This is a genomic window from Thiomonas sp. UBA7699 (genome assembly GCF_002482605.1).
GTDB classification, from domain to species: Bacteria; Pseudomonadota; Gammaproteobacteria; order Burkholderiales; family Burkholderiaceae_C; genus Thiomonas; species Thiomonas arsenitoxydans.
Genome location: NZ_DLGH01000017.1, coordinates 1 through 21,842, shown reverse-complemented (window position 1 = coordinate 21,842; position 21,842 = coordinate 1). Strand labels below are relative to the sequence as shown.

The 21,842-nt window shown below is 66.6% G+C and carries 19 protein-coding genes; 9 read left to right on the top strand and 10 right to left on the bottom strand.

The window, feature by feature from the left end:
• Window positions 1–19: 19 nt before the first annotated feature.
• Window positions 20–994 (bottom strand): sulfurtransferase, encoded by a 975-nt coding sequence (locus B3H47_RS06825; protein ID WP_013124393.1) that lies wholly within the window; start codon window positions 992–994, stop codon window positions 20–22.
• Window positions 995–1,584: 590 nt separating this feature from the next.
• Here B3H47_RS06825 and B3H47_RS06820 point away from each other — a divergent pair.
• Both B3H47_RS06820 and mscL read left to right on the top strand, forming a co-directional pair.
• The gene (locus B3H47_RS06820) at window positions 1,585–2,046 is read left to right on the top strand and encodes a CZB domain-containing protein (RefSeq protein WP_013107352.1); all 462 of its coding nucleotides are present in this window, start codon (window positions 1,585–1,587) and stop codon (window positions 2,044–2,046) included.
• A gap of 134 nt (window positions 2,047–2,180) precedes the next feature.
• A complete protein-coding gene (gene mscL / locus B3H47_RS06815) occupies window positions 2,181–2,603 on the top strand; it encodes a large conductance mechanosensitive channel protein MscL (RefSeq protein WP_013107353.1) in 423 nt (140 codons plus the stop codon).
• Window positions 2,604–2,636: 33 nt separating this feature from the next.
• Here the strand turns inward: mscL and B3H47_RS06810 are convergent, their stop codons facing one another.
• The 3 genes from B3H47_RS06810 to B3H47_RS06800 form a co-directional block, all read right to left on the bottom strand.
• Window positions 2,637–4,658 (bottom strand): CHASE2 and HATPase_c domain-containing protein, encoded by a 2,022-nt coding sequence (locus tag B3H47_RS06810; protein ID WP_286730542.1) that lies wholly within the window; start codon window positions 4,656–4,658, stop codon window positions 2,637–2,639.
• Window positions 4,659–4,673: 15 nt separating this feature from the next.
• Window positions 4,674–6,398 (bottom strand): FecR domain-containing protein, encoded by a 1,725-nt coding sequence (locus B3H47_RS06805; RefSeq protein WP_286730543.1) that lies wholly within the window; start codon window positions 6,396–6,398, stop codon window positions 4,674–4,676.
• A 79-nt stretch (window positions 6,399–6,477) separates the two neighbouring features.
• Window positions 6,478–7,227: a response regulator transcription factor gene (locus B3H47_RS06800; protein WP_286730545.1), complete on the bottom strand. Its 750-nt coding sequence runs from the start codon at window positions 7,225–7,227 to the stop codon at window positions 6,478–6,480.
• Between the two features lie 291 nt (window positions 7,228–7,518).
• On the opposite strand from B3H47_RS06800, the gene B3H47_RS06795 reads away from it, so the two are divergent.
• The 4 genes from B3H47_RS06795 to B3H47_RS06780 all read left to right on the top strand — a co-directional run bounded on the left by B3H47_RS06795 (window position 7,519) and on the right by B3H47_RS06780 (window position 15,206).
• Window positions 7,519–9,405, top strand: coding sequence for an autotransporter assembly complex protein TamA (locus tag B3H47_RS06795; protein ID WP_286730547.1), 1,887 nt, complete (start codon window positions 7,519–7,521; stop codon window positions 9,403–9,405).
• Window positions 9,405–13,598 carry a translocation/assembly module TamB domain-containing protein gene (locus tag B3H47_RS06790; protein ID WP_286730549.1) on the top strand — a complete coding sequence of 1,398 codons (4,194 nt, stop codon included), beginning with the start codon at window positions 9,405–9,407 and terminating at the stop codon, window positions 13,596–13,598. The genes B3H47_RS06795 and B3H47_RS06790 overlap by 1 nt, the downstream gene beginning before the upstream one ends.
• Before the next feature lie 337 nt (window positions 13,599–13,935).
• Window positions 13,936–14,727, top strand: a complete 792-nt coding sequence (locus tag B3H47_RS06785; protein ID WP_013107359.1) for a gamma-glutamyl-gamma-aminobutyrate hydrolase family protein — start codon at window positions 13,936–13,938, stop codon at window positions 14,725–14,727.
• 35 nt (window positions 14,728–14,762) lie between these two features.
• Window positions 14,763–15,206, top strand: coding sequence for a methyltransferase family protein (locus B3H47_RS06780; RefSeq protein WP_286731527.1), 444 nt, complete (start codon window positions 14,763–14,765; stop codon window positions 15,204–15,206).
• Here the strand turns inward: B3H47_RS06780 and B3H47_RS06775 are convergent.
• On the bottom strand, window positions 15,138–15,851 hold the full coding sequence (locus tag B3H47_RS06775; protein WP_286986570.1) for a hypothetical protein: 714 nt from the start codon (window positions 15,849–15,851) through the stop codon (window positions 15,138–15,140). The genes B3H47_RS06780 and B3H47_RS06775 overlap by 69 nt on opposite strands.
• Window positions 15,852–16,007: 156 nt before the next feature.
• Between B3H47_RS06775 and B3H47_RS06770 the strand changes: the two genes are divergently transcribed.
• The gene (locus B3H47_RS06770) at window positions 16,008–16,481 is read left to right on the top strand and encodes a hypothetical protein (RefSeq protein WP_286731523.1); all 474 of its coding nucleotides are present in this window, start codon (window positions 16,008–16,010) and stop codon (window positions 16,479–16,481) included.
• Window positions 16,482–16,511: 30 nt separating this feature from the next.
• Here B3H47_RS06770 and gstA read toward each other — a convergent pair whose 3' ends face one another.
• The 5 genes from gstA to B3H47_RS06745 form a co-directional block, all read right to left on the bottom strand.
• Window positions 16,512–17,126 carry a glutathione transferase GstA gene (gene gstA / locus B3H47_RS06765; protein ID WP_286731522.1) on the bottom strand — a complete coding sequence of 205 codons (615 nt, stop codon included), beginning with the start codon at window positions 17,124–17,126 and terminating at the stop codon, window positions 16,512–16,514.
• A gap of 96 nt (window positions 17,127–17,222) precedes the next feature.
• Window positions 17,223–17,954: a HugZ family protein gene (locus B3H47_RS06760; RefSeq protein ID WP_276707547.1), complete on the bottom strand. Its 732-nt coding sequence runs from the start codon at window positions 17,952–17,954 to the stop codon at window positions 17,223–17,225.
• Between the two features lie 109 nt (window positions 17,955–18,063).
• The gene (locus tag B3H47_RS06755) at window positions 18,064–19,413 is read right to left on the bottom strand and encodes an AmpG family muropeptide MFS transporter (protein ID WP_286986569.1); all 1,350 of its coding nucleotides are present in this window, start codon (window positions 19,411–19,413) and stop codon (window positions 18,064–18,066) included.
• A gap of 70 nt (window positions 19,414–19,483) precedes the next feature.
• The gene (locus B3H47_RS06750) at window positions 19,484–19,885 is read right to left on the bottom strand and encodes an ATPase with chaperone activity (protein WP_276707545.1); all 402 of its coding nucleotides are present in this window, start codon (window positions 19,883–19,885) and stop codon (window positions 19,484–19,486) included.
• Window positions 19,885–20,865, bottom strand: a complete 981-nt coding sequence (locus B3H47_RS06745) for an aldo/keto reductase (protein ID WP_286986568.1) — start codon at window positions 20,863–20,865, stop codon at window positions 19,885–19,887. The genes B3H47_RS06750 and B3H47_RS06745 overlap by 1 nt, the downstream gene beginning before the upstream one ends.
• Before the next feature lie 32 nt (window positions 20,866–20,897).
• Here B3H47_RS06745 and B3H47_RS06740 point away from each other — a divergent pair, with 32 nt between their 5' ends.
• On the top strand, window positions 20,898–21,293 hold the full coding sequence (locus B3H47_RS06740; RefSeq protein ID WP_286731530.1) for a type II toxin-antitoxin system VapC family toxin: 396 nt from the start codon (window positions 20,898–20,900) through the stop codon (window positions 21,291–21,293).
• A 195-nt stretch (window positions 21,294–21,488) separates the two neighbouring features.
• Complete coding sequence (locus B3H47_RS06735) at window positions 21,489–21,749, top strand: ribbon-helix-helix domain-containing protein (protein ID WP_013107398.1); 261 nt, start codon at window positions 21,489–21,491, stop codon at window positions 21,747–21,749.
• The last annotated feature ends 93 nt before the right edge of the window (window positions 21,750–21,842 follow it).

Below are 21,842 nucleotides of genomic sequence, written 5' to 3'. Positions count from 1 at the left end.
TCTGGAGCTGCGGACTGGCTCAGCCAGGCAGGCCCACGGTGGGGTTGCCGAGGTTGGTCCACTCGTTCATCGAACCGGCGTAAAGCTTGGAATTCTTGTTGCCGAGAATTTCATGCACCACGAACCAGGCCCCCGAGGCCAGGTGGCCGGTGTTGCAGTAGGTGGTCGTCGGCGCGGTGTCGCTGATGTTGAAGTCGTGGAAGATCTTCTTGTAGTCGGCTGCGCTCATGAACATGGCCGCGCCATGATCATCCTTGACGATGGCGTCGATCGGGAACGACTTGGCGCCGGCCAGGTGGCCCGCCGTCTTGTTGATCGGCTTCTTGGCAATGCCCAGGTACTGGGCGGTCGGGCGGGCGTCGATGAATTGCTCGGTGCCGCTCTTCTCGCCTTCCTTGACATCATTCAGACCGGCCAACAGCGCCTTGTCTTCGCCCGTGGCTTTCCAGTCACCCATTTTCTTGGGCGCGGGCTTGATGCTCACCGGATAGCCGGCGTTGATCCAGGCGTTGGTGCCGCCGTTGAGGATGGCGATCTGATCGGCGGGCACGCCGAAATAGCGCATCTGGAAGTACAGGCGAGTGCCGCGGTCCATTGCGAACACGGCGTTGCCGGTCGGCACGATGACGTAAGGCTTGCCGCTGTTCACGCCTGCCGCGTCCATGACCTTGGTGAAGTATTCAGCAGTCGGCATCATGGCCTTGAGCTTGACGCCGTCGACCGTGCGCTCTTCACGAATGTCGTTGAAGTTCACCAGATCAGCGCCCGCGATATGACCGCCACTCTTTTTCACAAAATGGTCTTTGCCCATGACCGGCTCTTCGTCATAGGCTTTCATGCTGCCGCCGCCACGAATATCGATGACGGTGACTTCGCTCTGGTGCGCCTTCAGCCACTGGGGCGTGACCAGCGGGCCGGGCACGTTCATGGCGAAAGCGGCGTGGGCTGCGCCCATTCCAATGGCGGCTGCGATCAGGGTTTTGGCAAGTTTCATTTGGCTCCTCACGAGGTTGGTTTCTTCGCCGATCTCAGTAGTCAGCGATGGATAGTCGCCGCACCGACCGACCGGTCTGCGCGGCACTGCATGCGCCACCCGCAACCAGGCTCGGCGCGGGCGGTACGACATTCGGTGGATGCTTGTTTTCAGCGCAGTGGCGAAACAAACGAAACGCCGCTGCAGGATGTCTCCAGATCGTTGTTTTTTTCCTCAGCCCTGCGGTGCCGCGAACGCAGCACCACAGTGCACTCCCTGCTCGATGGGGCGGCGTCATCCGGGGTACAACCGCATCACGCCTAGCCAAGCCTTACAGCAACGAGGAGCAAAACTTGGATGACTGCACTTTAAGCAGATGTCAACGCGGAAACTAGGGCCAGTATGTATCAACTGTGACCTGGCGTATCGGCGGCGCGCTTTGCGGGGCACCGGACATTCTGTGCAAAAAATCACACTTGACTGAATACAAGCGTAAAGCGGCCCGCACATTCCTAGACCGACCCTGAGCCTGATTTTTAAAGTCCTTCTCATGGCTGGCGGCAACCGCCCCGGCATGTTGCGTTCACAACCTCTCTCAAAAAGGACAACTCATGGGACTTCTCGCTTGGCTGCGCCGCCACGACCTCGGTCTGCTTCCCGCCACCGACACTCACCTGGCCCCCGAAATCGACCCGGAAGAAGACCACTTCGACGGGCTCTATCTGGGGCAGGCGGTGCAAGGCCATCTCAACTGGAAAAAGCGCCTCAAGGCCATCATCGTCGACGGTCAGCAAGATGATGTGGACATCGCCTCGGTCGCCGTGGACGATCAGTGCGCTCTGGGTCAATGGCTGCATGGTCGCGCCAAGGGCCGATACGGACACCTGCCCGAATATGCGCGCCTGCGAAAGATGCACGCCGAGTTCCACCTCGCTGCGGCGCAGGTGCTGCTGAGCAGCCGCAACGCCCAGCGCGAAGAAGCCGAAAAATTGCTGCGTGGCCCGTTCAGCGCCCTGTCTGATCAGGTTCAGCTGGAACTGGTGCGGTTTTACGCTGCGGCGCGGCCGAATTGATCGTTCCCGGGCGATAGACTGTAAAAAACCCTCTAAAACAGGGTGCGGCGCTAGGGAATTGCCCATTTTTCCCGCAAAATCCGCGCCGTGCGTGAGGTATTCACGCCCTTCCCCCACCGGTTGAGGAGCCCCGTATGTCCCTGATGAAAGATTTCAAAGAGTTTGCCGTCAAAGGCAATGTGATCGACTTGGCCGTTGCCGTGATCATCGGCGGCGCGTTTGGCAAAATCGTCGAATCGCTGGTCGGCGATGTCATCATGCCGATTGTTGGCGCGGTCATCGGCAAACTGGATTTCTCCAATCTGTTCATCGTCCTGGGCAAAGTGCCCGCCGGTACCGAAATGACGCTGGCGGCGCTCAAAAAAGCCGGCGTGCCGGTGCTGGCTTATGGCAGCTTCATCACCGTGGCCGTGAACTTCATCATCCTGGCCTTCATCATTTTCATGATGGTGCGCATGATTTCCAAGCTCAAGCACGCCGAGCCGCCGGCCCCCCCCGCACCCACGCCGGAAGACACCGTGCTGCTGCGCGAAATTCGCGACGCGCTGAAGAAGTAAATCAAGGTCTGTGCCCCGTCAGGCCGCCAACACTCAGGCTTGCCGGGGCAGTTCGACCCAGAACATCGCCCCCTCTCCGGGGCGCGATGTCACGCCGGCAGCGCCGCCATGCTTTTCGGCCACCAGCCGCACGTAGTAAAGGCCTAGGCCGGTGCTGCCTGACAGCGGCGTGCCCGGCCCCTCATGGGCGCGGCTGAAGCGCTGGAACAGCCGGGCCGACTGCTCCGGCGTCAGCCCCGGCCCCTGATCCCGCACCCAGAAGCGCACCGTGTGCGGCGCGAGCGTGGCGCCGAGGATCACCTTCGAGCCTGCCGGGCTGTGCTGCACCGCGTTGCGCAGCAGATTGGTGGTCAGACGCTCCAAGGCGTCGAAATCGCCCCGCACCCAGATCGGATCGTCTGGAATTTCTCGGACAAAGCGCACCCCTTGCGCCAGCGCCTCGTCATAAGCGAAGTCGGCGGCCTGATGCAGCACCGCGCCCAACTCGATTTCGACCAGGGCCGACGGCTCCAGCGACTGCGCGCGCGACAGATCGAGAAAGCCTTGTGAGAGGTTCAGCGCACGGCGAAGCTGGGTGAGCAGGCGGTCGCGCGCCGCAACATCTATCTTGCCGGACTGCAGCAGTTGCACGGCGCCAGCCAGCGGCGCGCGCACGTCGTGGCTGATGAAGGCCAGCGCATCGTCGCGGCGGGTTTGCAGATCGCGCAAACGCTGCTGCGCGGCCTGCACCTCCAGAATGCGGCGTTCGAAACTCAGTCGCTTGTGCTTAGCGGATGCATCGCCTTCTGGCGACTCGCGCACGGTGCGGCGCAACTGGCGCAGCTCACCGTCCAGATGGCGTCTGGCCGCCTCCAACCGCCGCCAGCCCCACAAAGGGTAGGCGGAAAGCGCCGCGACCAGCGCCCCGCCGGGCGCGACCCACCAACCCGTCAGCATTGGCAGCGCGGCAGCGGAGCCCACCAGAACCAGCCCCCAAGCCACGCTGGCGATCAGCCCGCCCAGGGGCATGAGCCGCGGCAGCCAGAGCAAAGGCGCGAGCGCGAGCAGCGCCGTGATGAGCAAACTCCAGACCAACGAGACGGTACGGATGAGCGTGCCATCGCGCAGCGCGATGAGGGCGTTGGCCAGCACTTCGACGCCAGGCATGGGCGCGCCCTGCGTCGTCACCGGGGTAGCCAGAAAATCGCCCAGACCCGCGGCGGTTGCGCCGATCAGCACCACCTTGCCGCGCAAAGCGCCGGGCGGCACGACGCCGTCGAGCACCGCGCTGGCGGACAGTCGCGGCACCGTACCGCTGGGGCCGACGAACCGCAGCCGCCGCTGGTCGGCGGCGGCCAGGGCGTAGGGATGGGACGGCACGGCGCTCTGCGCGGGCCGTGGCGCGCTGCCGCGCACGGGCTGATGGGCGATGGTGAGCAGGGTCTGCGCCATGAGAGGCCAGACCGGCGCGCCCACGCCCTCCCAGAGATAGACGCTGCGCGCCACGCCATCGCCGTCGAGCTGCACGCCGATGCGGCCCAAGCCTGCCGCAGCCGACGCAAGCTGGGGGATGGGCAGGCCTTCAACGATCTGCCCGCCGCTGCGCAGACTGTCGAGCACCACCGGCAGCGCCACCTTGCCGCAGGCCTGCAACGACTGAGCCAGCGCGGCGTTGCCCGCCGCGTCGCTGCCCGCTTCGGTGAAGGCGATGTCGAGCCCGACCGCGGCGGCGCCCGCGCGGCAGACCGCATCCACCAGCCGGGCGTCGGTAGCGCGGGGCCAGGGCCAGGCGCCCAGCCGGTCGAGACTGTGCGAGTCGATGGCGACGACGACCACGCCCTGCGGCGGCACGACCGGCTGCAGCCGCTGCCCCAGATCGAACACCAGATGATCGATGCGCTGCAGCACCCCGCTGAGGCTCAGACCGAGCGCCAGAATCAGCAGCAGAGCGCCGATGCGCAGAATCTCCAGTCCAGGTCGCCAGCGGGCCGAGCTCGCCGTGCCGGATTCAGCAGACCGAGCCAACCGTCCGCGAGACTCGCCGAGGCGCAGCAAACGCGCGAATCCGGTTTTCACAGCGGCTTCACGACGTCACAGGGCGGGCAGCAAAGGAATCAGCAGCAGCCAGAGGTCGGGATAGCGCGGCGGCACATCGATGACCTGCACCACCGGCGGCCCCTGCGTACCGTCGCTGTCGTCCACCAGCCGAGCGCCGAGGTAACGCTTGCCCGAAGACGGCCGCGGCAAGGTCAGCGCGCCGCCCGGCGTTTGCATCTGCGCCAGCGCCGGTTGCAGGTTGGCGTGGTCAGACAGCGTCAGCGCGTAATGCTGTCCTGACGGCGCGGCAGGCAAGTCGAGCAGCAGATGATCGCGGTCGAACCGCATCGTCGCCTTGGCCAGATCGGCCGGACCGGGGCCCGGCACATAGCGGAAGGTCTGCGGCGGGCTCCACGGCCCCTGCCGCCCCTGCGCGTCGATGCTGGCCACGCGCCAGTGCCAGACGCCCGCAGGCAGATCGGCGGGCGGCGTCCACTGCGCGCCCTGCTGCTCGACGTCGTACAGCGGCCGCGCGAAATCGTCCTGCGCGGCCAGTTGCAGACGGGAACGCGCCACGTCCAGCAACTCCGACCAGGCCAGCCTGGGCCGCGCCACACGCACCGTCGCACCGGCCGCCGGGGCGGTCAGCATCGGGAAAAAAGGCCGCGCGAACACGGTGAAGGCGTGCGACGCGTCCTGTCCTTGCAAGCCGTTGGCGTCGACCGCGCGCAGCCGCAGCACATAGCGGCCGTTGGGCAGATCGGCCACATTGAGGGTGTTGCCGGTACTGGTTTTCTGCACCAGCACCTGCGCGCTATCGCTCTCGGCCAGCACCTGGCCGAACCACGACACCGCCCCGGCCTGCGCGGGCAGGGTGAAGCGCAGCGGGAGCTGTTCAAACAGGCTCGGCAAGGCCGACACATCGGGCGGCGGCAACAGCCGCACCGGCGGCAGCGGCGGCTGCCCCGTGCGCGCCAGCGAACCCATGCCCGCATCCACCCGCACCTGCGCGCCCGCAGCCTGCAGTTCGACCGCGCCGCCCAGGGTTTCCTCCCGCGTGGCATCGGCGCCCGCTCCGACGCGGAACTGCGTGCCGCGCACCACGGCCTGGGCCGACGGGGTGAGGATGCGCAGATTCTGATTGGGCAGGCGGCGTGGGTTGTCCTGAATGTCGATCTGCCCTTGCTGCAGACGCAGCCGGGTATCGGCCATCAGTCCGTCGGCGTAGAGGCTCAGCGTGTCGAGCGTCAGGGTGCTGCCGGGCTGCAACGCCAGACGGGTGCCGTTGGCCAGTTCGATGACGGCGCTGCCCGAATCCGGCACCTGTAGCTGCGCGCCGGCGGCCAGGGTCTGGCCCGGTTGGGCGTCTTGCCAGGCCTCAGTCGCCTGCGCCCGCCAGCGCACCGCGCCGAAAGCCTGCACCAGTTGCGCCTTGGAGGGCTGCTGGCGCAGCAGGCCGGCGGGAAACAGCAAGACGGTGCCCGGCGGAATCTGCCGCGGGTTGCCCACCCGGTTGTCGCGCTGGATCTGCGGCCACTGCGCCGGATCTCGCAAATAGCGCTGGCCCAGACCGATGAGGGTGTCACCCGGCCGGACGGTGTAGCGCCACATCGGTTCGCCCGAGACACTGGCTGCGATTGGTGCAGTTTGCGCCAGCGCCAGAGTCGGCACCAGATTCTGCACCATCAGCCACGCGAAAACAGCCAGCAGCAAAGCGCGCAGGCGGGGGGATTGGCGGGCGGAAAGACGGGTGAAAAACAGGGGGGTCGAGAAACGCATCAGAGTCACATCCGGTTCGAGCCGCCGACAAAAAGCGGCAAACCGACATTCTCAGCCCGGACGCGTTCAAGCGTCGGGTTCAATCGTCGAGTTCGGGCGGCACGGTCAGCGGCCCTTCGTCGGCGCTGCGGGCGCGCTCCAAGCGGTAGCCACGGCCATAGACCGACACCAGGCGCCAGCCCGATTCCGGCTGCAGGCGTAATTTGCGCCGCAGGGCGCTGACATGCACGTCCACCGTGCGGGTCTCGACCTCCGGGCGCAGGCCCCAGATGGTCTGGATGAGAAAGTCGCGGGTCAGCAGGCGGTTGACGTTCTGCAGAAAGTGCAGCGCCAGATCGGTTTCGCGGTCGGTCAGTTCAACCCGCTCGCCCTGCACAAAAATCTGACGCCGCGAGCAGTCGGCCTCGATTTCGCCCAGACGCAGCCGCGCCGCAGGCAAAGTGCTGCCCGAGCGACGCAACACCGCCTGCAGCCGCGCCAGCAACACCGGGCGCGACAAGGGTTTGACCAGATAGTCGTCGGCCCCCGACTCCAGCGCCTGCACCACATCGGTTTCGGCATTGCGTCCGGTGAGGAAGATGACCGGGGGCACGTTGGCGCCCAGTTGCAAACGCAGTCGGCACAGCACATCCGGCCCGCTCAGGCCGGGCAGCATCCAGTCGAGCAGACAGGCGTCGGCGCCGCCGCGCTCGACGGCGCGGGCGAATTCCTGCCCGTCCGTGTAGTGCTGTACGTCATATCCAGCTTCGCGCAACCAGTCGGAAACCTCGTGAGCAATGAGCGGATCATCTTCCAGGTATGCAATACGCAAGGCGAGAGTGGGTGGCACGGTTGAACTGAAAAATGTCATGCGGCTTGACAGAGATAGAGCAGAGGCGGAAGTCAAGGAAACCTGGGGCGACCTGGCGTTTTCTTGAGAAAACCGTGAATATGTTCACACTCCCAGGGGTTGTCGGCAAGTAATGTCAGGGCATGCTTTACAAAGTTCACGCCGGGAATCGACCCGGCGCAAGCTTGAAACATGATTTAAGGACGGATGCGGACTGGGCGCAGCCCGGCCCTGGGGGCGCTCATGGGCCTGCCGACGCCGCCGACGACATGCGGCATGAATAATGCGGGCATGCATCGAAAACCGGCCAGAACGACGACCGCCGAGCACCAGATCGGGCTTGGCGGAGCCGCTTTGCCGAGCGCCATCGCCTTTTTCGGCTTCGCGCTCGGCGCCTTCTGCGCGGTTGCGGTGCTGGCGTGGCCGCAGACTGCGGCGGCACAGACCGCGAGCCCCTCACCTGCGCCGCCCGCTTCGGCAGCGCAGGCGGCCGCGCCCAAGTACGAGGTCGAGCTCGACGTGCCGGAGGACTTGCGCGCCCTCTTATCTAACAATCTTGATCTGTTGCGCTGGCGCAACTTTCCGGGATTGCAGGCCGATCAGGTCGAGCGGCTGGCCGATGAGGCGCCCGCCCAGGTGCAGCGCCTGCTCGAAACGCAGGGTTATTTTTCACCGCAGATCACGGTGCGGGTCGATTGCCCCCCGGAGGCTGATGGGACAGGGCCGATTCGTGTGGTGCTGAGCGTGAATCCGGGCGTGGCCACTTTGGTGCACGCCGTCGAGGTGCAGGTCGACGGCCCCGACGGCCAGCCGGATGCCGCCCTGAGCGCGCGGCTGAGCCGCACCTGGACGCTCAAGCCTGGCTCGGTGTTTCGCGATGCCGACTGGGAATCGGCCAAGTCGCGGGCGCTCTCGAGCCTTCTTTCGGGGCAATGGCCGGCTGCGCGCATTGCCGACAGCCGCGCGACCATCGATCCGCAAACACATCAGGCCCGCCTGCTGGTGCGGCTGGCAACCGGCGCGGCCTATCGGTTCGGCCCGCTCCACATCACCGGGTTGCAACGCTATCCGGCCAGCATCGTGGAGCGGCTGGCGCCGATGCGGCCGGGGCAGCCGTATTCGCAGACCGCGCTGCTCGACTATCAGGCCGCTTTGCAGAACAGCCCCTACTTCCGCAATGCCGTGGTCGATGCCGATGTGCGTCAGGCGCAGGACGGCGTGGCGCCGGTGGATGTGCAGGTGACGGAAAACCGGGCGCAAAAACTCAGTTTCGGCGTAGGGGTGAGCAGCGATACCGGGCAGCGGGTGCAAATGGGCTGGCGCGATCTCGACTTTCTGGGGCGCGCCTGGCGGCTGTCGAGCGAGGTCAAGTTGCAGACGCGCGAGCAGAGCGGCAATCTGCGGCTGGCATTCCCGCGCACCGCGAATGGCTATGACGACAGCCTCACCCTGTTGCAAGACCGCACCGACATTTCCGGCCTGGTCACGCGCAACAGCAGCATCGGGGCGCTGCGCGAGCGCACGCGCGGCCACATCGACACCGCACTGGCGCTGCAGTATCAGGCTGAAAGCCTGCAGCCCGCGGGCGCCGCCTCCAGCGAGGTGCATGCGCTGAGCCTGAACGATAGCTGGACGTGGCGCGACATCAACAGCGTGCTCTATCCCAGCCGCGGCGCCATCATCAATCTGCAACTCGGCGGCGCCAGCAAGGCGCTGCTGTCGTCGGCCAACTTCATCCGGCTGTATGCGCGCGGGCTCGGCTACTTGCCCATCGACCGCAGCAACCAGCTGGTTTTTCGTGCCGAGGCGGGCGCGGTGCTGGCCAATGGCGCCAGCGGCATTCCGCAGAATTTCCTGTTTCGCGCCGGTGGGGCCAATTCGGTGCGCGGCTATGCCTATCAAAGCCTGGGTCTGGTGCAGGGCGACGCCATCGTCGGCGGCCGCTATCTATTTACCGCCAGTGCCGAGTTCGATCACTGGTTCACCCGCCAGTGGGGCGGCGCGGTGTTTTACGACCTGGGCAACGCGGCCGATACCTGGGGCGCGCTCAAACCCGTGCGCGGCTATGGCGCGGGCGTGCGCTGGCGCAGCCCGGTGGGGCTGGTGTCGGTCGATCTGGCTTACGGTCAGGCGGTGCACCAATATCGCCTGAACTTCAGTGCGGGGCTGTCGTTCTGATGACCGAGCCGACCGCACCCACCCCCGCCCCGCCGCCCAAGCCCCGCCGCCGCGGGCCGCGCCTGCTGCGCGTCTTGCTCTGGGTGCTGACGGCCACAGTCGCCGTGTTAATCGCCGCCGCAGGCGCCATCGCCTGGCTGGGCAGCGAGAGCGGTCTGCAGTGGTTGGCCACGCGCACGCCGCTGCGGCTGGGCAGCACGCAAATCACCCTGAAAGACGTGCAGGGCAGTCTGTGGAACTCGGTGCGCATCGGCCAACTGCAGCTCACCACCCCCAGCTCCACCACCCTCCTGCACGACGCCCGGCTGCGCTGGACGCCGACCGCGCTGTGGCAGCGCACCCTGCACATCCAGAACCTGAGCGCGCAGCGCATCGACGTGACGCCAACCCACGCCGCCGCCTCGACCGGCGCGCCGCAACTGCCCGCCAGCCTGCGCCTGCCGCTGCGTATCGACATCGACCATCTGGCCGTCGGCGCACTGCAGATCGGCCCGCCAGGGGCGTTGCGGTCTTACGGCAGCCTCAGCGGCCAGATGCACTACGGCCAGGGCCGCTACCGCGCGCAGTTCACCGCCCTCACCCCCTGGGCCCACGCCCAGCTCAGCGCCAGCCTGGGCGACGCCGCACCCTACGCGCTGCAGGCGAGCCTGAGCGCCACGCACATCGGCCTGCCCGGCAAGGCGGCTGAGCGCAACGCCGCCGATCTGCGCGCCCACGGCGCCCTGCGCGACTTCACCCTCGACGGCACCCTGCAAATGGACACCGCCCGCGCCCGCCTGCAGGCCCGTCTCACGCCATTCGATGCCACACCGCTGCGCAGCGCCCGGCTCAGCTCGAACGCGCTCGACCCCTCGGCCTTCGCCGCAGGGCTGCCCCGCGCCGCGTTGAATGTGCAGCTCGATCTCGGCCCGTCGAGCGCGCAAAGGCTGGTGGGCAGTCTGCGCGTGCGCAACACCCGGCCCGGCCCGATCGACCAGCAGCGCCTGCCGCTGCACAGCCTGAACGCCACCCTCACGGGCGATGCGCAGCAGGCCAGCGCGCACGATTTGCTCATCGACCTGGGCGCTGGCGGGGAAATCCGCGGCACGCTGCATTGGGCGCAGCCCGTGCTGCAGGCCCGCCTGCAGGTCGCGCAGCTCAACGCCCGCGCGCTCGACGGCAAGCTGGCCGCCACCCGCCTGTCCGGCCCGGTGGCGATCGACGCCAGCGCGCAACAGCAAAGCGTTCAGGCCACCCTCAGCCAGCCGGGCTGGGACGTTCGGGTGCAAGCGCAGCGCCAGGGTGACACCGTGCACCTGCGCCAGCTGCTGCTCTCGGCGCTGGGCGGCCGTCTGGAGGCCAGCGGTACCCTGTCCACCGCAGGCACGCAGGCTTTCGAGCTGAGCGCCCGGCTGCGGCAGTTCAACCCTGCGCAATTCGGCGCCTACCCCCAGGCCGCGCTGAACGCCGACCTCACTGCAAGCGGCGCCCTCGCCCGCCGTCAGGCCAAGCTCGCGCTGCAACTCGCTCCAAGCGTGTGGCGCGGCCACACCTTCACCGGCCACGCCCGGCTCGCGCTCGACCCGCAACGCCTGTGGGACGTGGACGCCGCGCTCACCCTCGGCGCCAACCAGCTCAGCGCGGAAGGCGCATTCGGCCAGCCCCGCGACGCCTTGCAGTGGGCGCTGCACGCCCCGCAGCTCGCGCAGATCGACCCTGCCCTGCAAGGCAGCGCCCAAGCGCAGGGCCAGTTGCAAGGCGGCTTGCAAGCGCCCTCGGGCACCGTCTCGCTCCAAGCGGACGAACTGCGCTGGGCCAACGCGCTCACGCTGCAACACCTCAGCGCCCGCAGCACATTTAGCACCTTCAACACCGGCCGCGCACCTGCCGCCACCGCCTTGCCAACCGCAAGCACCCTGCTCAACCGTCTCGCGGGCTCGCTACAGCTCGACCTCGACGGCCTGCGCTGGACCCAGAGCGCGCAAGCCGTGCAGATCGGCAGTTTGCACACTCAGGCGCAGACCACGGCCGGGCTGGGCGGGCAACTGCAACTGGGCGCCCGGCTGCAAGACCTGCGGATCGCGTCTGCCGCAAAAAGCAGCGCAGAAAAAGTGATCGATACCGCGACCCTGAACATCGCGGGCACCCGCGCCCGGCACACTCTGCTGCTTGCCGTCAAAGGCCAGTTGCCCCGGCCCAACGCCACTGCGCCCACCGCGCCGCCCTCGCCGCTCGATTTGCGGCTGAGTGCTGCGGGCGGCTGGCACGGCGACCTGCAAGGCTGGCGCGGCCAGATCACCACGCTGGAAAACACCGGACCGGTCGCGCTCAAACTCCAGGCTCCCGCAAAGCTCGATCTGGCGTTTTCCCCGCTGCGGCTGCAAGTTGAGCATGCCGCTCTGAAGCTGCAGGCCGGGCTGATCGATCTGGACAGCCTGCAGTTCGCCCCCGGCGTGTTGCGCACCGCGGGTCGTCTGCAGGCCGTCCGCACCGCCGACCTGCTTGCCCTGGGCGGCATCGCCCCGGCGCGGCTGCGCGACATGCTGGTGCTTTCGGGCCGCTGGCAGATCGACGCCGGTGCAACCGTGAACGGCCAGATCCATCTGCAGCGCGACAGCGGCGATATCGCGCTGCAACTTGCCGCCCCTCCCGCCAAGCCCGTTGGCGCCGTCACCCTTGCCCCGACCTGCGACGCCACCTTCGGCGCCGCCGCATCGCGCGGCGGCTTCATGCCGCTGGGCATCGGCCAGCTGGTGCTCGACATCACGGCGCAAGACAGCCGCGTGCAGGCGCAGGGCGTGGTGCAGACCGCCATGGGCACGGCGCAGGCCAGCTTGGCCACCGAACTCAGCCGCCGCGGTGAGCTGTGGGGCATCGCGGGCAGCGCACCGCTGCAGCTCGACGCGGGCGCCGACATGCCCAGCCTGGCCTGGGCCGCGCCGCTGATCGGCTACGACTATCGCGCCGAGGGCCGACTGCAACTCGCGGTGCAAGGCCGAGGCACCTTGGCCCTGCCGCAATACAGCGGCAGTCTCGATGGCCGGGCCCTGCGTCTGGCCTGGCCCGCGCAAGGCCTCGATCTCAAAAACGGCGTGCTGCGTGCCCATTTCACCGGCGACCGACTTCAGCTCGATCAGCTCCAACTCCAGGGCGGCAAAGGGCAGCTCACCGCCAGCGGCGACGCGCGGCTGCAAAACGGTCTGCCGCGCGCGACCCTGGACCTCAAGGCCGACAAGCTGCAACTGCTCAGTCGGCCCGACCGACAACTCGTGCTCAGCGGCACGGCGCAGGCCCGGCTGGCCGACAAGGTGCTGGCCCTCACCACCGACCTCACCGCCGACAGCGCCGACATCGCCCTGCCCCGCACCACCGGGCCCACGCTAAGCAGCGACGTGGTCGTCGTCGGCCAGACGCCGGCAGCAAGCAAGCCCGCGGCCGCCATGCCCAGCGCCGTGCGCTTCGATGGCTCCTTCAACCTGGGCTCCAACTTCCACCTCTACGGCCAGGGTCTTGACGCCACGCTGGGCGGCAGCGTGCGCGTGCGCGCCGACAACGGCGCCACGCCCACGGCGACCGGCAGCATCGAAGTCGTCAAGGGCGAATACACCGCCTACGGCCAGCAATTACAGGTGACGCAGGGCCGCATCAACTTCGCCGGGCCGGTGGACAACCCCGGACTGAACATCACCGCCACCCGCCCCAACCTGCCCACCGGCATCGAAGTCGGCGTGACCATCAGCGGCAGCGCGCGGCGCCCGCTGGTCAAGCTCAGTTCCACCCCCGCCATGCCCGACACCGAAATTCTGTCGTGGTTGGTGCTGGGTCAGCCGCTCGACCAGGTGGGCGCGTCCGACATCGGGCTGCTGCAGACTGCGGCAGCGGCGCTGCTCGGCCCCAGCGAGGGGCAGCCGCTGCAAACCCGGCTGGCGCACGCGGTGGGGCTGGACAGCATCAGCGTGCAAAGCGCGTCCAGCAGCACCGGTACGAGCAGCACCAATGGCACCGCGACCGCGGCATCTGGCGGCGTGCAAAGCACCATCGTCACGCTGAGCAAGCGCCTGTCGGCCGACACCCTCGTCACCTTCTCGCGCGGAATCGACGGGGTATCGAGCATTTTCACCATCCAGCATCAACTCACCCGGCGGCTGTCGGTACAGGCTCAGACCGGCACCGAAAACGCGCTCGATCTGTTCTACACCTTCGAGTTTCAATGAACTAGGGCCTGTTAACGCTATTTATGCCCCCGCGCCGGGGGTCTGGGCGGAGGCAATGCGAGGCGCAGGCCGCGCCGTGGTGTGTGGCACCACAAGCGGACTGCAACGTGGCAGTGCGCCGCCCAGACCCCCGGCCCGAAGGGTTGCCCCCAGACGGGGCGTCTGCGGCGTTGTCGGTGCGAGGCAAGGCAGATAGCCTTGCCTCGCACCTCCGCCTTGCATCCCTCCCCGTCTGTGGGCAACGCGAGGGCACCAATAGCGTTAACAGGCCCTAGGGAACGCCCGGTCACTCCGGTCGTCATAAGATGAATCCATCCTTGCCACAGCGAGCACTCTCATGGCGACCAAACCTCTGAAAATCGGCATTTCGGCACGCATCGACCATCCCCAGCCCGGGCAGGCCGGGCTGCGCAGCAAAACGCTGCAGTATCTGGAGCAGTCGGTCGCGCACTGGGCCATGTCGCGCGATGTGCTGGTGTTCATGGTGCCCACGGTGGCGACGGGCGGCGGCATTGTGCGCAGCAATATCCGACTGAGCGACTACGCCGACGCGCTCGACGGCCTGATTCTCCAGGGCGGCTCGGACATGAGCCCGCACAGCTACGGCGAGGAACCGCTCAAGCCCGAATGGGCGGGCGACCCGGTGCGCGATGGCTATGAGATGGAACTGCTGCATGAGTTCATCGAAGTGCGCAAGCCCGTGCTCGGCATCTGCCGCGGCGCGCAGCTCATCAATGTCGCCATGGGCGGCACGCTCTACCAAGATCTGCCCACGCAACTCACCCACAGCCACACCCAGCATCTCAGCGACGCCTACGACCGCCATTTCCACCCGGTGCGTTTCACCGAAGGCGGCCTGCTGGCCCGCCTCTACCCCGAAGTCGATCCGGGCACACTCAACATCGTGTCGGTGCATCATCAGGCGGTACGCTCGCTCGGCCGCGATCTGGTGGTGGACGCCATCAGCCCCGAAGACGGCCTGCCCGAAGCCATACGCGGCACCGGCCGCAACTTTCTGCTGGGCCTGCAGTGGCACCCGGAATTCCATCACCCGTCCAACCCCGAGCTGCTCGACTGCACCCCCATCCTCGACGAGTTCCTGCGCAACGTGCGCAAGCGCCGCTGGTAATGCGCAGCGCCTGACAAGCCTGAAAGACACTCACCATGCAGACGCACACCCTCGCCCGGCTCTGGGTGACTGCCCAGTTCGGGCTGCTCGCCCTGATGTTCGGCTGGCCCGCGCCGCATTGGCGCCTGAGCTGGCCCGCGCTCGCGCTGCTTGCAGCCGGCGCGGTGCTGGTGCTCTGGGTGTTCTGGCACAACCGACCGGGCAATTTCAACATCGTGCCCGAACCACGCCAGGGCGCGCATCTGGTGACCACCGGGCCTTACCGCTGGATGCGCCACCCCATGTACGTCGCGCTGATTCTGTTCATGGCTGGCGTCGCCACAGCGGCGCACAGCCCGGTGCAGTGGGCGCTGTGGATCGCGCTGGGCGTGGTGCTGAATTTCAAGGCGGCGATGGAAGAGCGGCTGCTCTCAGGCGTCTGGCCCGACTACGCCGGTTATGCGCGCGTCACCCGCCGTTTCATTCCTGGCCTCTGGTAAGGCCGCAGCCAGCAGAAACGGGAACGCCAGCCCACCGCATACCGCCTGCAGCAACATCGCGCCCAGCGCGCTCCAGCCCGGCAGAAAGCTCCAGCTCGGGCTGAACGCCACCGCCGCCAACGGCAGCAACAGCGCGGCCACACAGAGTTGATAGAAGCGCCAGCGCATCAGGTCTTGTCGCTGCATCTGGGCGCAGCGCACCTGATGAAGCCCGAGCACAAAAGCCAGCGCGGCGGCCAGGGTCAACAGCCCCACCCCGCCTTGCCCCGTCGCCCAGGCCCAGACGGCGAGCAGCGCCACGCCTGCCGCGAATCCCAGCCGCGATCGCCTGCGCCCTTGCGCCGCAGCCCGCATCAGCACCGCCATCAGCCCGAACAAGAGCGCCACGCGCCACAGCGCGGAGCGGTCTACGGCGAGATACAGGCAGGCCCATTGCACAGTAAACAGCGCTCCGCCCCAGAGCGCGGGCAGCAGCGACGCGCCCTGCGCGAACAGCGCAATGCCACGCCAGCGCGTCCACAGCCAGAGCAACAGCATGGCCCAAGCCACCGCAATAGCCGCCTGAAACAAGGCCGCCACCTGCCCGGCCGCGTGCTGCACGCTGCCATACTGCAGCAGCCAGCACAGCAGGGCGGCACTCAGCATCCCCAAAGATCGGGATTTGAACGCAATAGGGGCAGAAACAAACGACATGCGTCCATTGTGACTGAACCCAGCCGACAAACGGCTTGTGAGACACGTCAAACCACACATCACGCAACTCTGCTGCAATGAAGCCACTTTGCTGATCTGCCCCACGCCATGAACTGGAACTCTCTCGCGCAATTCATCCATCTGCTCGCCGTGGTCATCTGGATCGGCGGCATTCTTTTCATGGATGGCTTTCTGGCGCCCGCGCTCAAACGCGCCATCGCGCAGGCCGAGCCGCGTGCTCGGCTGCTTTATGGACTGTTCCGTAATTTTTTCGCCGTGATCTGGGGTGCGGGCGCGTCGCTGGTCATCACCGGCTACGGCATGGTGTTTTTGCGCGGCGGGTTTGGCGTGCTCAGCTCAGCGCAATGGGTAATGGTGGTGCTGGGCAGCCTCATGGTGCTGCTCGCGCTATATATCTTTTTCGTGCCCTTCCTGCGCATGCACAGCGCCGTTGCGCGCAGCGACTGGGGCGCGGCCTGCGCGCACGCCGCGCAGATTCGCGCCCTGTCTGCGATCAACATCGTGCTCGCCGTGCCCACCATTCTGTCGGGCGTCTGGGCGATTTTCGGCGCACCGTTCTGACGCGGTGCGCCGCGGGCCCTGAATCAGCGTTCAGCCCTTTTTCGCCTCGCGTTCGGCGGCCAGGGTGGCGGCCACGCCAGGACGCGCTTCCATGCGCGCCTTGTAGCGCACCAAGGCGGGCCAGGGCGACAGATCCACGCCGACAAAACCGGCCCAGGTCAGGATGGTGTAGAGATAGGCATCGGCCACGCTGAAGCCGCTGGGCAGCAGGTAGTCGTGTTGGCCCAAGGTCTGGGCGATCAGGGCGAAGCGCTCGGCCAGCCTGGCCTTCTGCGCGGCGATCAGGTCGGCGCTGCTGGCCGGGTTGAACAGCGGGCTGAACTGCTTGTGCAACTCGGTGGAGATGAAGTTCAGCCATTCCTGCAACTGATAGCGCGCCAGCGTGCCGTTGGCCGGGGCGAGATGCATCTCGGGTTTGCGATCGGCCAGGTATTGCACGATGGCCGGGCCTTCGGTGAGGATGGTGCCGTCGTCGAGTTGCAGGGTAGGCACATAGCCCTTGGGGTTGATGGTGCGGAAGTCGCGCCCATCGCTGGTCTGCTTGGTCTTGAGATCGACCTTGACCACGTCATGCGGCAGGCCGAGCTCGTGCAGAACGATGTGCGGTGAGAGCGAGCAGGCGCCGGGGCTGTAGAAAAGCTTCATATCAGAGTCTCCAGGAAGTATCGCCGCAGTCTTGTTGCCTTGGCGACGGGGAGTCATCGTAAGTCGGGGCGCGGTTTTCTGCAGGCGCTGCCCAACTCACGCCGGGGCCGTGGTGCGGGCCTGTTTCGCCAGTTCGACCAGGGCCGCGCGGGCGGCCTCGGCGTCGAGCACGGGCTCGGGGAAGTTGACGCGCAGCACATGGCCGTCGGCGCGCACGTCGAAGCCATCGCAGTCGATGCCGACCATCGCCGCGTCCAGTACCTCCACGCCATGCACATGGCGGCAGTATTCGCGCAGGTTGTGCGCATGGTCGGCGTTCATGTGCGCGAGGATGCCCTCCTCGGCAGCGGCCAGCGCGGGCGCGGCGGGCGGGGCGTAACGCTCGGGGCGAATCCAGTGGATCTTGCCGAAGCCGCCGATGAAGCGCACGTCTTCCACCCGCAAACGATAGAAGTGAAAGTCGTGCATGGCGAAATAGCTCTCGGCCTGCGGCAGGTAGCGCAGGTAGCGCGCACCGAAGCCCGCCTTGTCGGGTAGGCGTTCAGCGCGGCCGACCAAAGTGACGCGGCCAGCGGCCTGCATGTCTTCGGCGCAGGGATGCACGATGAGGCTCACCCGCGGGTCGGCGTCGATGTTCTTGGTGTGTTCGGCCAGGGTGGAAATGAGAATGACGGGGTGTCCCTCGTGGTCGAGCACATAGGGCGAGACCGAGCCGAAGGGAAAGCCGTCCAGCCGCTTCGACAGCGTGGACAGCACGCCATTTTGATGATTGCGGACAAACAGACGGGCCTCCTGGCCCAGGGCAAGCGCGCGTTCGGTATCAGCCATGATGCCGTTCCTCTATGTTGTTGATGCGATTGCAGCAGCCTAGCCTTAACCTCGGCTGAATGCGCTCTGAAACGGTCTTTATGACCGTTTGTGGCCGTTCGCGACCGTTTCACCCGCCCGGGTTTTGCACATCGCGGGCTTCGATGATGTCGCGCAGCCAGTAGATCAGCACCACGCCCGGCACGGCTGCGACGACGGTGAAAAGATAGAAGTTCGGCCAGCCCAGCGCATCGACCAGATAGCCCGTGGCCGGGCCGACATACACCCGCCCCACCGCCGACAGCGCCGACAACAGCGCAAACTGCGTGGCGGAAAAGCGCACATCGCACAGCGCCGACAGCAGAGCGACAAACGCCGCCGTGCCCATGCCGCCGGTGAAGTTTTCCACGCCGATCGCCAGACCCATGAGCGCCAGACTTTGCGGCGAAATCGCCAGCACCCAGTAGGCCAGATTAGAGGCGCCCTGCAACACGCCGAACAGCAACAGCGCCCGCCACAGCCCCAGCCGCGCCTGCAAGGCCCCGCCCAGCAGCGCGCCGACGATGGTGGCGACCAGCCCCATGCTCTTGTTCATCAGGCCCACATCTGCCGGGCTGAAACCCACGCCGCGAATCAGAAAAGTGGTGGACAAGGCCCCGGCGAAGGCGTCGCCCAGCTTGTAAAACACGATGGCCAGCAACAAGACCCAAGCCCCCTTGCGGCTGAAAAATTCTTGCCAAGGCTCGACCACCGCCTCGCGCAGGGTGCGCGGCGGTTTGGCATGCAGCGGCGGGCGCGGCGCCCACAAGGTGACGAGGGTGAGCACGAGCATCAGCCCGGCCATGAGGGCGTAGATGCCGCGCCAGCCCGTCACATCGGTGGCGAGCCAGAGCGCCAGACCGCCCGAGACGATCATCGCCAGCCGGTAGCCCAGCACCAGCACGGCGGCCCCGGCGCTGCGCTCGGCGGCGGGCAGCACATCGGTGCGATAGGCGTCGATCACGATGTCTTGCGAGGCCGAGAAAAACGCCACGCCCACGGCTAGCAGCAGCAGCGGCACGGCACGCGCGCTGGCGGCGTCCACTCCGAGCCGCTCGGCGGCATGCACCAGCCCCGGCCAGGCCGCTGCCTGATCGAGGCCGGGCACGCCGACAAAGGCCATCAAACCGAGCATGGCCGCCAGCAGCAGTTGCGCCAGCAGCAGCCAGCCGCGCCGCCGCCCCAGCCAACGCCCCCAGAACGGCACGGCATAACGATCCATCGCTGGCGACCAGAGGAACTTGAACACATAGGCCTGCCCGACCAGGGTGGCAAAGCCGATGGCCTTCAGGCTCAGCCCTTCGACCGTGAGCCAGGCCTGCAACGTACCCGCCGTCAGCGCCAGCGGCAGCCCTGAAGAAAACCCGAGCAGCAAGACCGCGGCGATGCGGCGGTTGCCGAAAACCGCCCAGGCCGAAACGGCGGGCGGCGTGTCGTTCATGGAATCTGCGGGGGCGGACATCGAGGGATGAAAGCGTTGAGCCAGGGCGCAGGATACCCAAGCCCCGCGCTCAACCCGGCGCCATCTCTCCCGGCAGGGGCCAGCCCAACAACTCGGCCAGACGATTGACCACCCATTGCGCCTCCGCAGCGTTCACGCCGGAGTCGGGCGTGCACAGCCCGAGCCACACCCGCGACAGCACGTCGTCGTCGGTGACATGCAGGCTGGACTTGATCTCCGCGGCGTGCTCGGTCAGCATCGAGGCGAGGTCTTCGCAGAACTCGTAGCGCGCGGTGATGACCTCGCGCGGCGCGCTGGGGCGGCTGCGGTGCGGCTCCAGATAGAGCGCGATGAACGAGGGCGGAACGACGAGCTGCGAGTCGTTCAGGCTGAAACCGCCCCCAGACTCGCTGCGCTCGTTTCCCCCCGAGGGGAGGTCAGTTCCTTCGGAACGGCCGTGCGGAACTGACATTACTCGAACCCGACGACCGGATGCGGCTGATACGGCGCCTCCAGCGCCGCCCGCTCCTCGGCGCTGAGCGAGACCGACAGGGCGGCCACGGCGTCGAGCAGATGCTGCGGCTTGGACGCGCCGATGATGGGCGCGGTCACGCCCGGCGTGTCCAGCACCCAGGCCAGCGCAAGTTGCGCGCGCGGCACGCCCCGTCGCGCGGCCAGCTTGCCCAATGCCTCGACGATGTCGCGGTCGTTGTCCTGTGTGCGCGCGAACAGTTTGGCGCCGAACGCGTCGCTGGCGATGCGCGGCGTGAGTTCCCCCCAGGGCCGCGCCAAGCGACCGCGCGCCAGCGGGCTCCATGGCAGCACCGCCACGCCTTGATCGCGGCACAGCGGCAGCATCTCGCGCTCTTCCTCGCGGTAGAGCAGGTTGAGTTCCGGCTGCATGCTGACGAAGCGCGTCCAGCCGTGCTGCTGCGCGATCTGCTGCGCCTTGGCGAACTGCCAGGCGAACATGCTCGACGCGCCGATATAGCGCGCCTTGCCCGCCTTGACCACGTCGTGCAGCGCCTCCATGGTTTCTTCGATGGGGGTGTGCGGATCCCAGCGGTGGATCTGGTAGAGATCGACATAGTCCATGCGCAGTCGTTTCAGGCTGGCATCGATCTCGAACAGAATCGCCTTGCGCGACAGGCCACCGATATTGGGCGCCTGCCTCGACGGAAAGCGCACCTTGGTCGCCACCACGATCTCCTCGCGACGGGTGAGCTCGGGCAGCACGCGGGCGAGAATCTCCTCGGAGGTGCCGTCGGAATAGGAATTGGCCGTATCGAAAAAATTGATGCCCAGTTCCACCGCCTGCCGAATCAACGGACGGCTGGCGGCTTCATCGAGCGTCCAGGGATGATTGCCGCGCTCGGGCACACCATAAGTCATGCAGCCCAGACAAATGCGCGAGACTTCAAGGCCGGTATGGCCCAGTCGGGTGGTTTTCATAGGGGTTTCTTTCAAAGTGTGCGGGCCTTCACATCTATAGCCACCCGGTATTTTGCGGCGTCTGCAAACCCCCCGCACAACGCGCGCGCAAGGGGCCGTCTGCGGCCAGCGGGTGGCGCTCGGAGTCGGCTCGATTATTTGGGCCAATTACTTGGGCTGAGTTGTGTTGCGGTTTGGAGGTGCATCACAGCCCGCCCGAGTTGGCCGCGCTGTCGAACAGCTTGGTCATCAAGGATTTCGACAGGCAAGCTGCGGCTTTTTTTGGAAAACTCTCCCGGCAGTTTCCAGCCAGAAAAAACAGCTTCGACCGCATGATCGCTGCGCATGCCATCTCCTTGGGGATCACGTTAGTGACCAACAACGCCGCCGATTTTGCGCTTTACGTCGATGCCGGGCTGGTCGTCGAGAACTGGACGACTTCCGCCTGACGCAGAAGACTTGTGTTGTCGTTCCACTGCAGGGCACCGAACCTCGGCTGGGTCTGCTGTTGCTTTCTTCGGCGGATCGTTGATAACCAGACGCTTCCAACCGACCGGCGCAGGGCCACGAGTGGCTTGCGGCATTCTTGCCGCCGTATTCATATTCATTTATATTGAATACACCGAAAATGACAGGAGCCAAGCATGTCCCGAACAACGACCACGACCATGACGGTGCGTCTCAGCGGGCCACTCAGTGAATTCGTCGCCACCAATGTGGGCGAGCAAGGTGATTACGAGAACATCAGCGAATACATGCGCGACCTGATCCGCCGTGACAAGGCGCGCAAAGAGCAAGAAGCATTTGACCGGCTAAAGGCCGAGCTGGCCCATGCCTTCGCCGCCCCGGAGAGTTCGTACCGCCCCCTATCTGCCGCCGAGGTGATCGCGCGCAACCGGGGCTGACGGCGTGGCCCAAATACGGCTTCAGGAAGCAGCGTCCTGGAGGCTCGACGAGATCTACCGCTACACGCGCGATCGCTGGGGTACGGAACAAGC

Excerpts from the sequence above, each read along its gene's own strand:
- B3H47_RS06825 (WP_013124393.1), bottom strand. The coding sequence starts at position 994 with ATGAAACTTGCCAAAACCCTGATCGCAGCCGCCATTGGAATGGGCGCA.
- B3H47_RS06820 (WP_013107352.1), top strand. The coding sequence starts at position 1,585 with ATGGGACTTCTCGCTTGGCTGCGCCGCCACGACCTCGGTCTGCTTCCC.
- mscL (WP_013107353.1), top strand. The coding sequence starts at position 2,181 with ATGTCCCTGATGAAAGATTTCAAAGAGTTTGCCGTCAAAGGCAATGTG.
- B3H47_RS06805 (WP_286730543.1), bottom strand. The coding sequence starts at position 6,398 with ATGCGTTTCTCGACCCCCCTGTTTTTCACCCGTCTTTCCGCCCGCCAA.
- B3H47_RS06795 (WP_286730547.1), top strand. The coding sequence starts at position 7,519 with ATGCATCGAAAACCGGCCAGAACGACGACCGCCGAGCACCAGATCGGG.
- B3H47_RS06790 (WP_286730549.1), top strand. The coding sequence starts at position 9,405 with ATGACCGAGCCGACCGCACCCACCCCCGCCCCGCCGCCCAAGCCCCGC.
- B3H47_RS06785 (WP_013107359.1), top strand. The coding sequence starts at position 13,936 with ATGGCGACCAAACCTCTGAAAATCGGCATTTCGGCACGCATCGACCAT.
- B3H47_RS06780 (WP_286731527.1), top strand. The coding sequence starts at position 14,763 with ATGCAGACGCACACCCTCGCCCGGCTCTGGGTGACTGCCCAGTTCGGG.
- B3H47_RS06775 (WP_286986570.1), bottom strand. The coding sequence starts at position 15,851 with ATGCTGAGTGCCGCCCTGCTGTGCTGGCTGCTGCAGTATGGCAGCGTG.
- B3H47_RS06770 (WP_286731523.1), top strand. The coding sequence starts at position 16,008 with ATGAACTGGAACTCTCTCGCGCAATTCATCCATCTGCTCGCCGTGGTC.
- gstA (WP_286731522.1), bottom strand. The coding sequence starts at position 17,126 with ATGAAGCTTTTCTACAGCCCCGGCGCCTGCTCGCTCTCACCGCACATC.
- B3H47_RS06760 (WP_276707547.1), bottom strand. The coding sequence starts at position 17,954 with ATGGCTGATACCGAACGCGCGCTTGCCCTGGGCCAGGAGGCCCGTCTG.
- B3H47_RS06755 (WP_286986569.1), bottom strand. The coding sequence starts at position 19,413 with ATGAACGACACGCCGCCCGCCGTTTCGGCCTGGGCGGTTTTCGGCAAC.
- B3H47_RS06750 (WP_276707545.1), bottom strand. The coding sequence starts at position 19,885 with ATGTCAGTTCCGCACGGCCGTTCCGAAGGAACTGACCTCCCCTCGGGG.
- B3H47_RS06745 (WP_286986568.1), bottom strand. The coding sequence starts at position 20,865 with ATGAAAACCACCCGACTGGGCCATACCGGCCTTGAAGTCTCGCGCATT.
- B3H47_RS06735 (WP_013107398.1), top strand. The coding sequence starts at position 21,489 with ATGTCCCGAACAACGACCACGACCATGACGGTGCGTCTCAGCGGGCCA.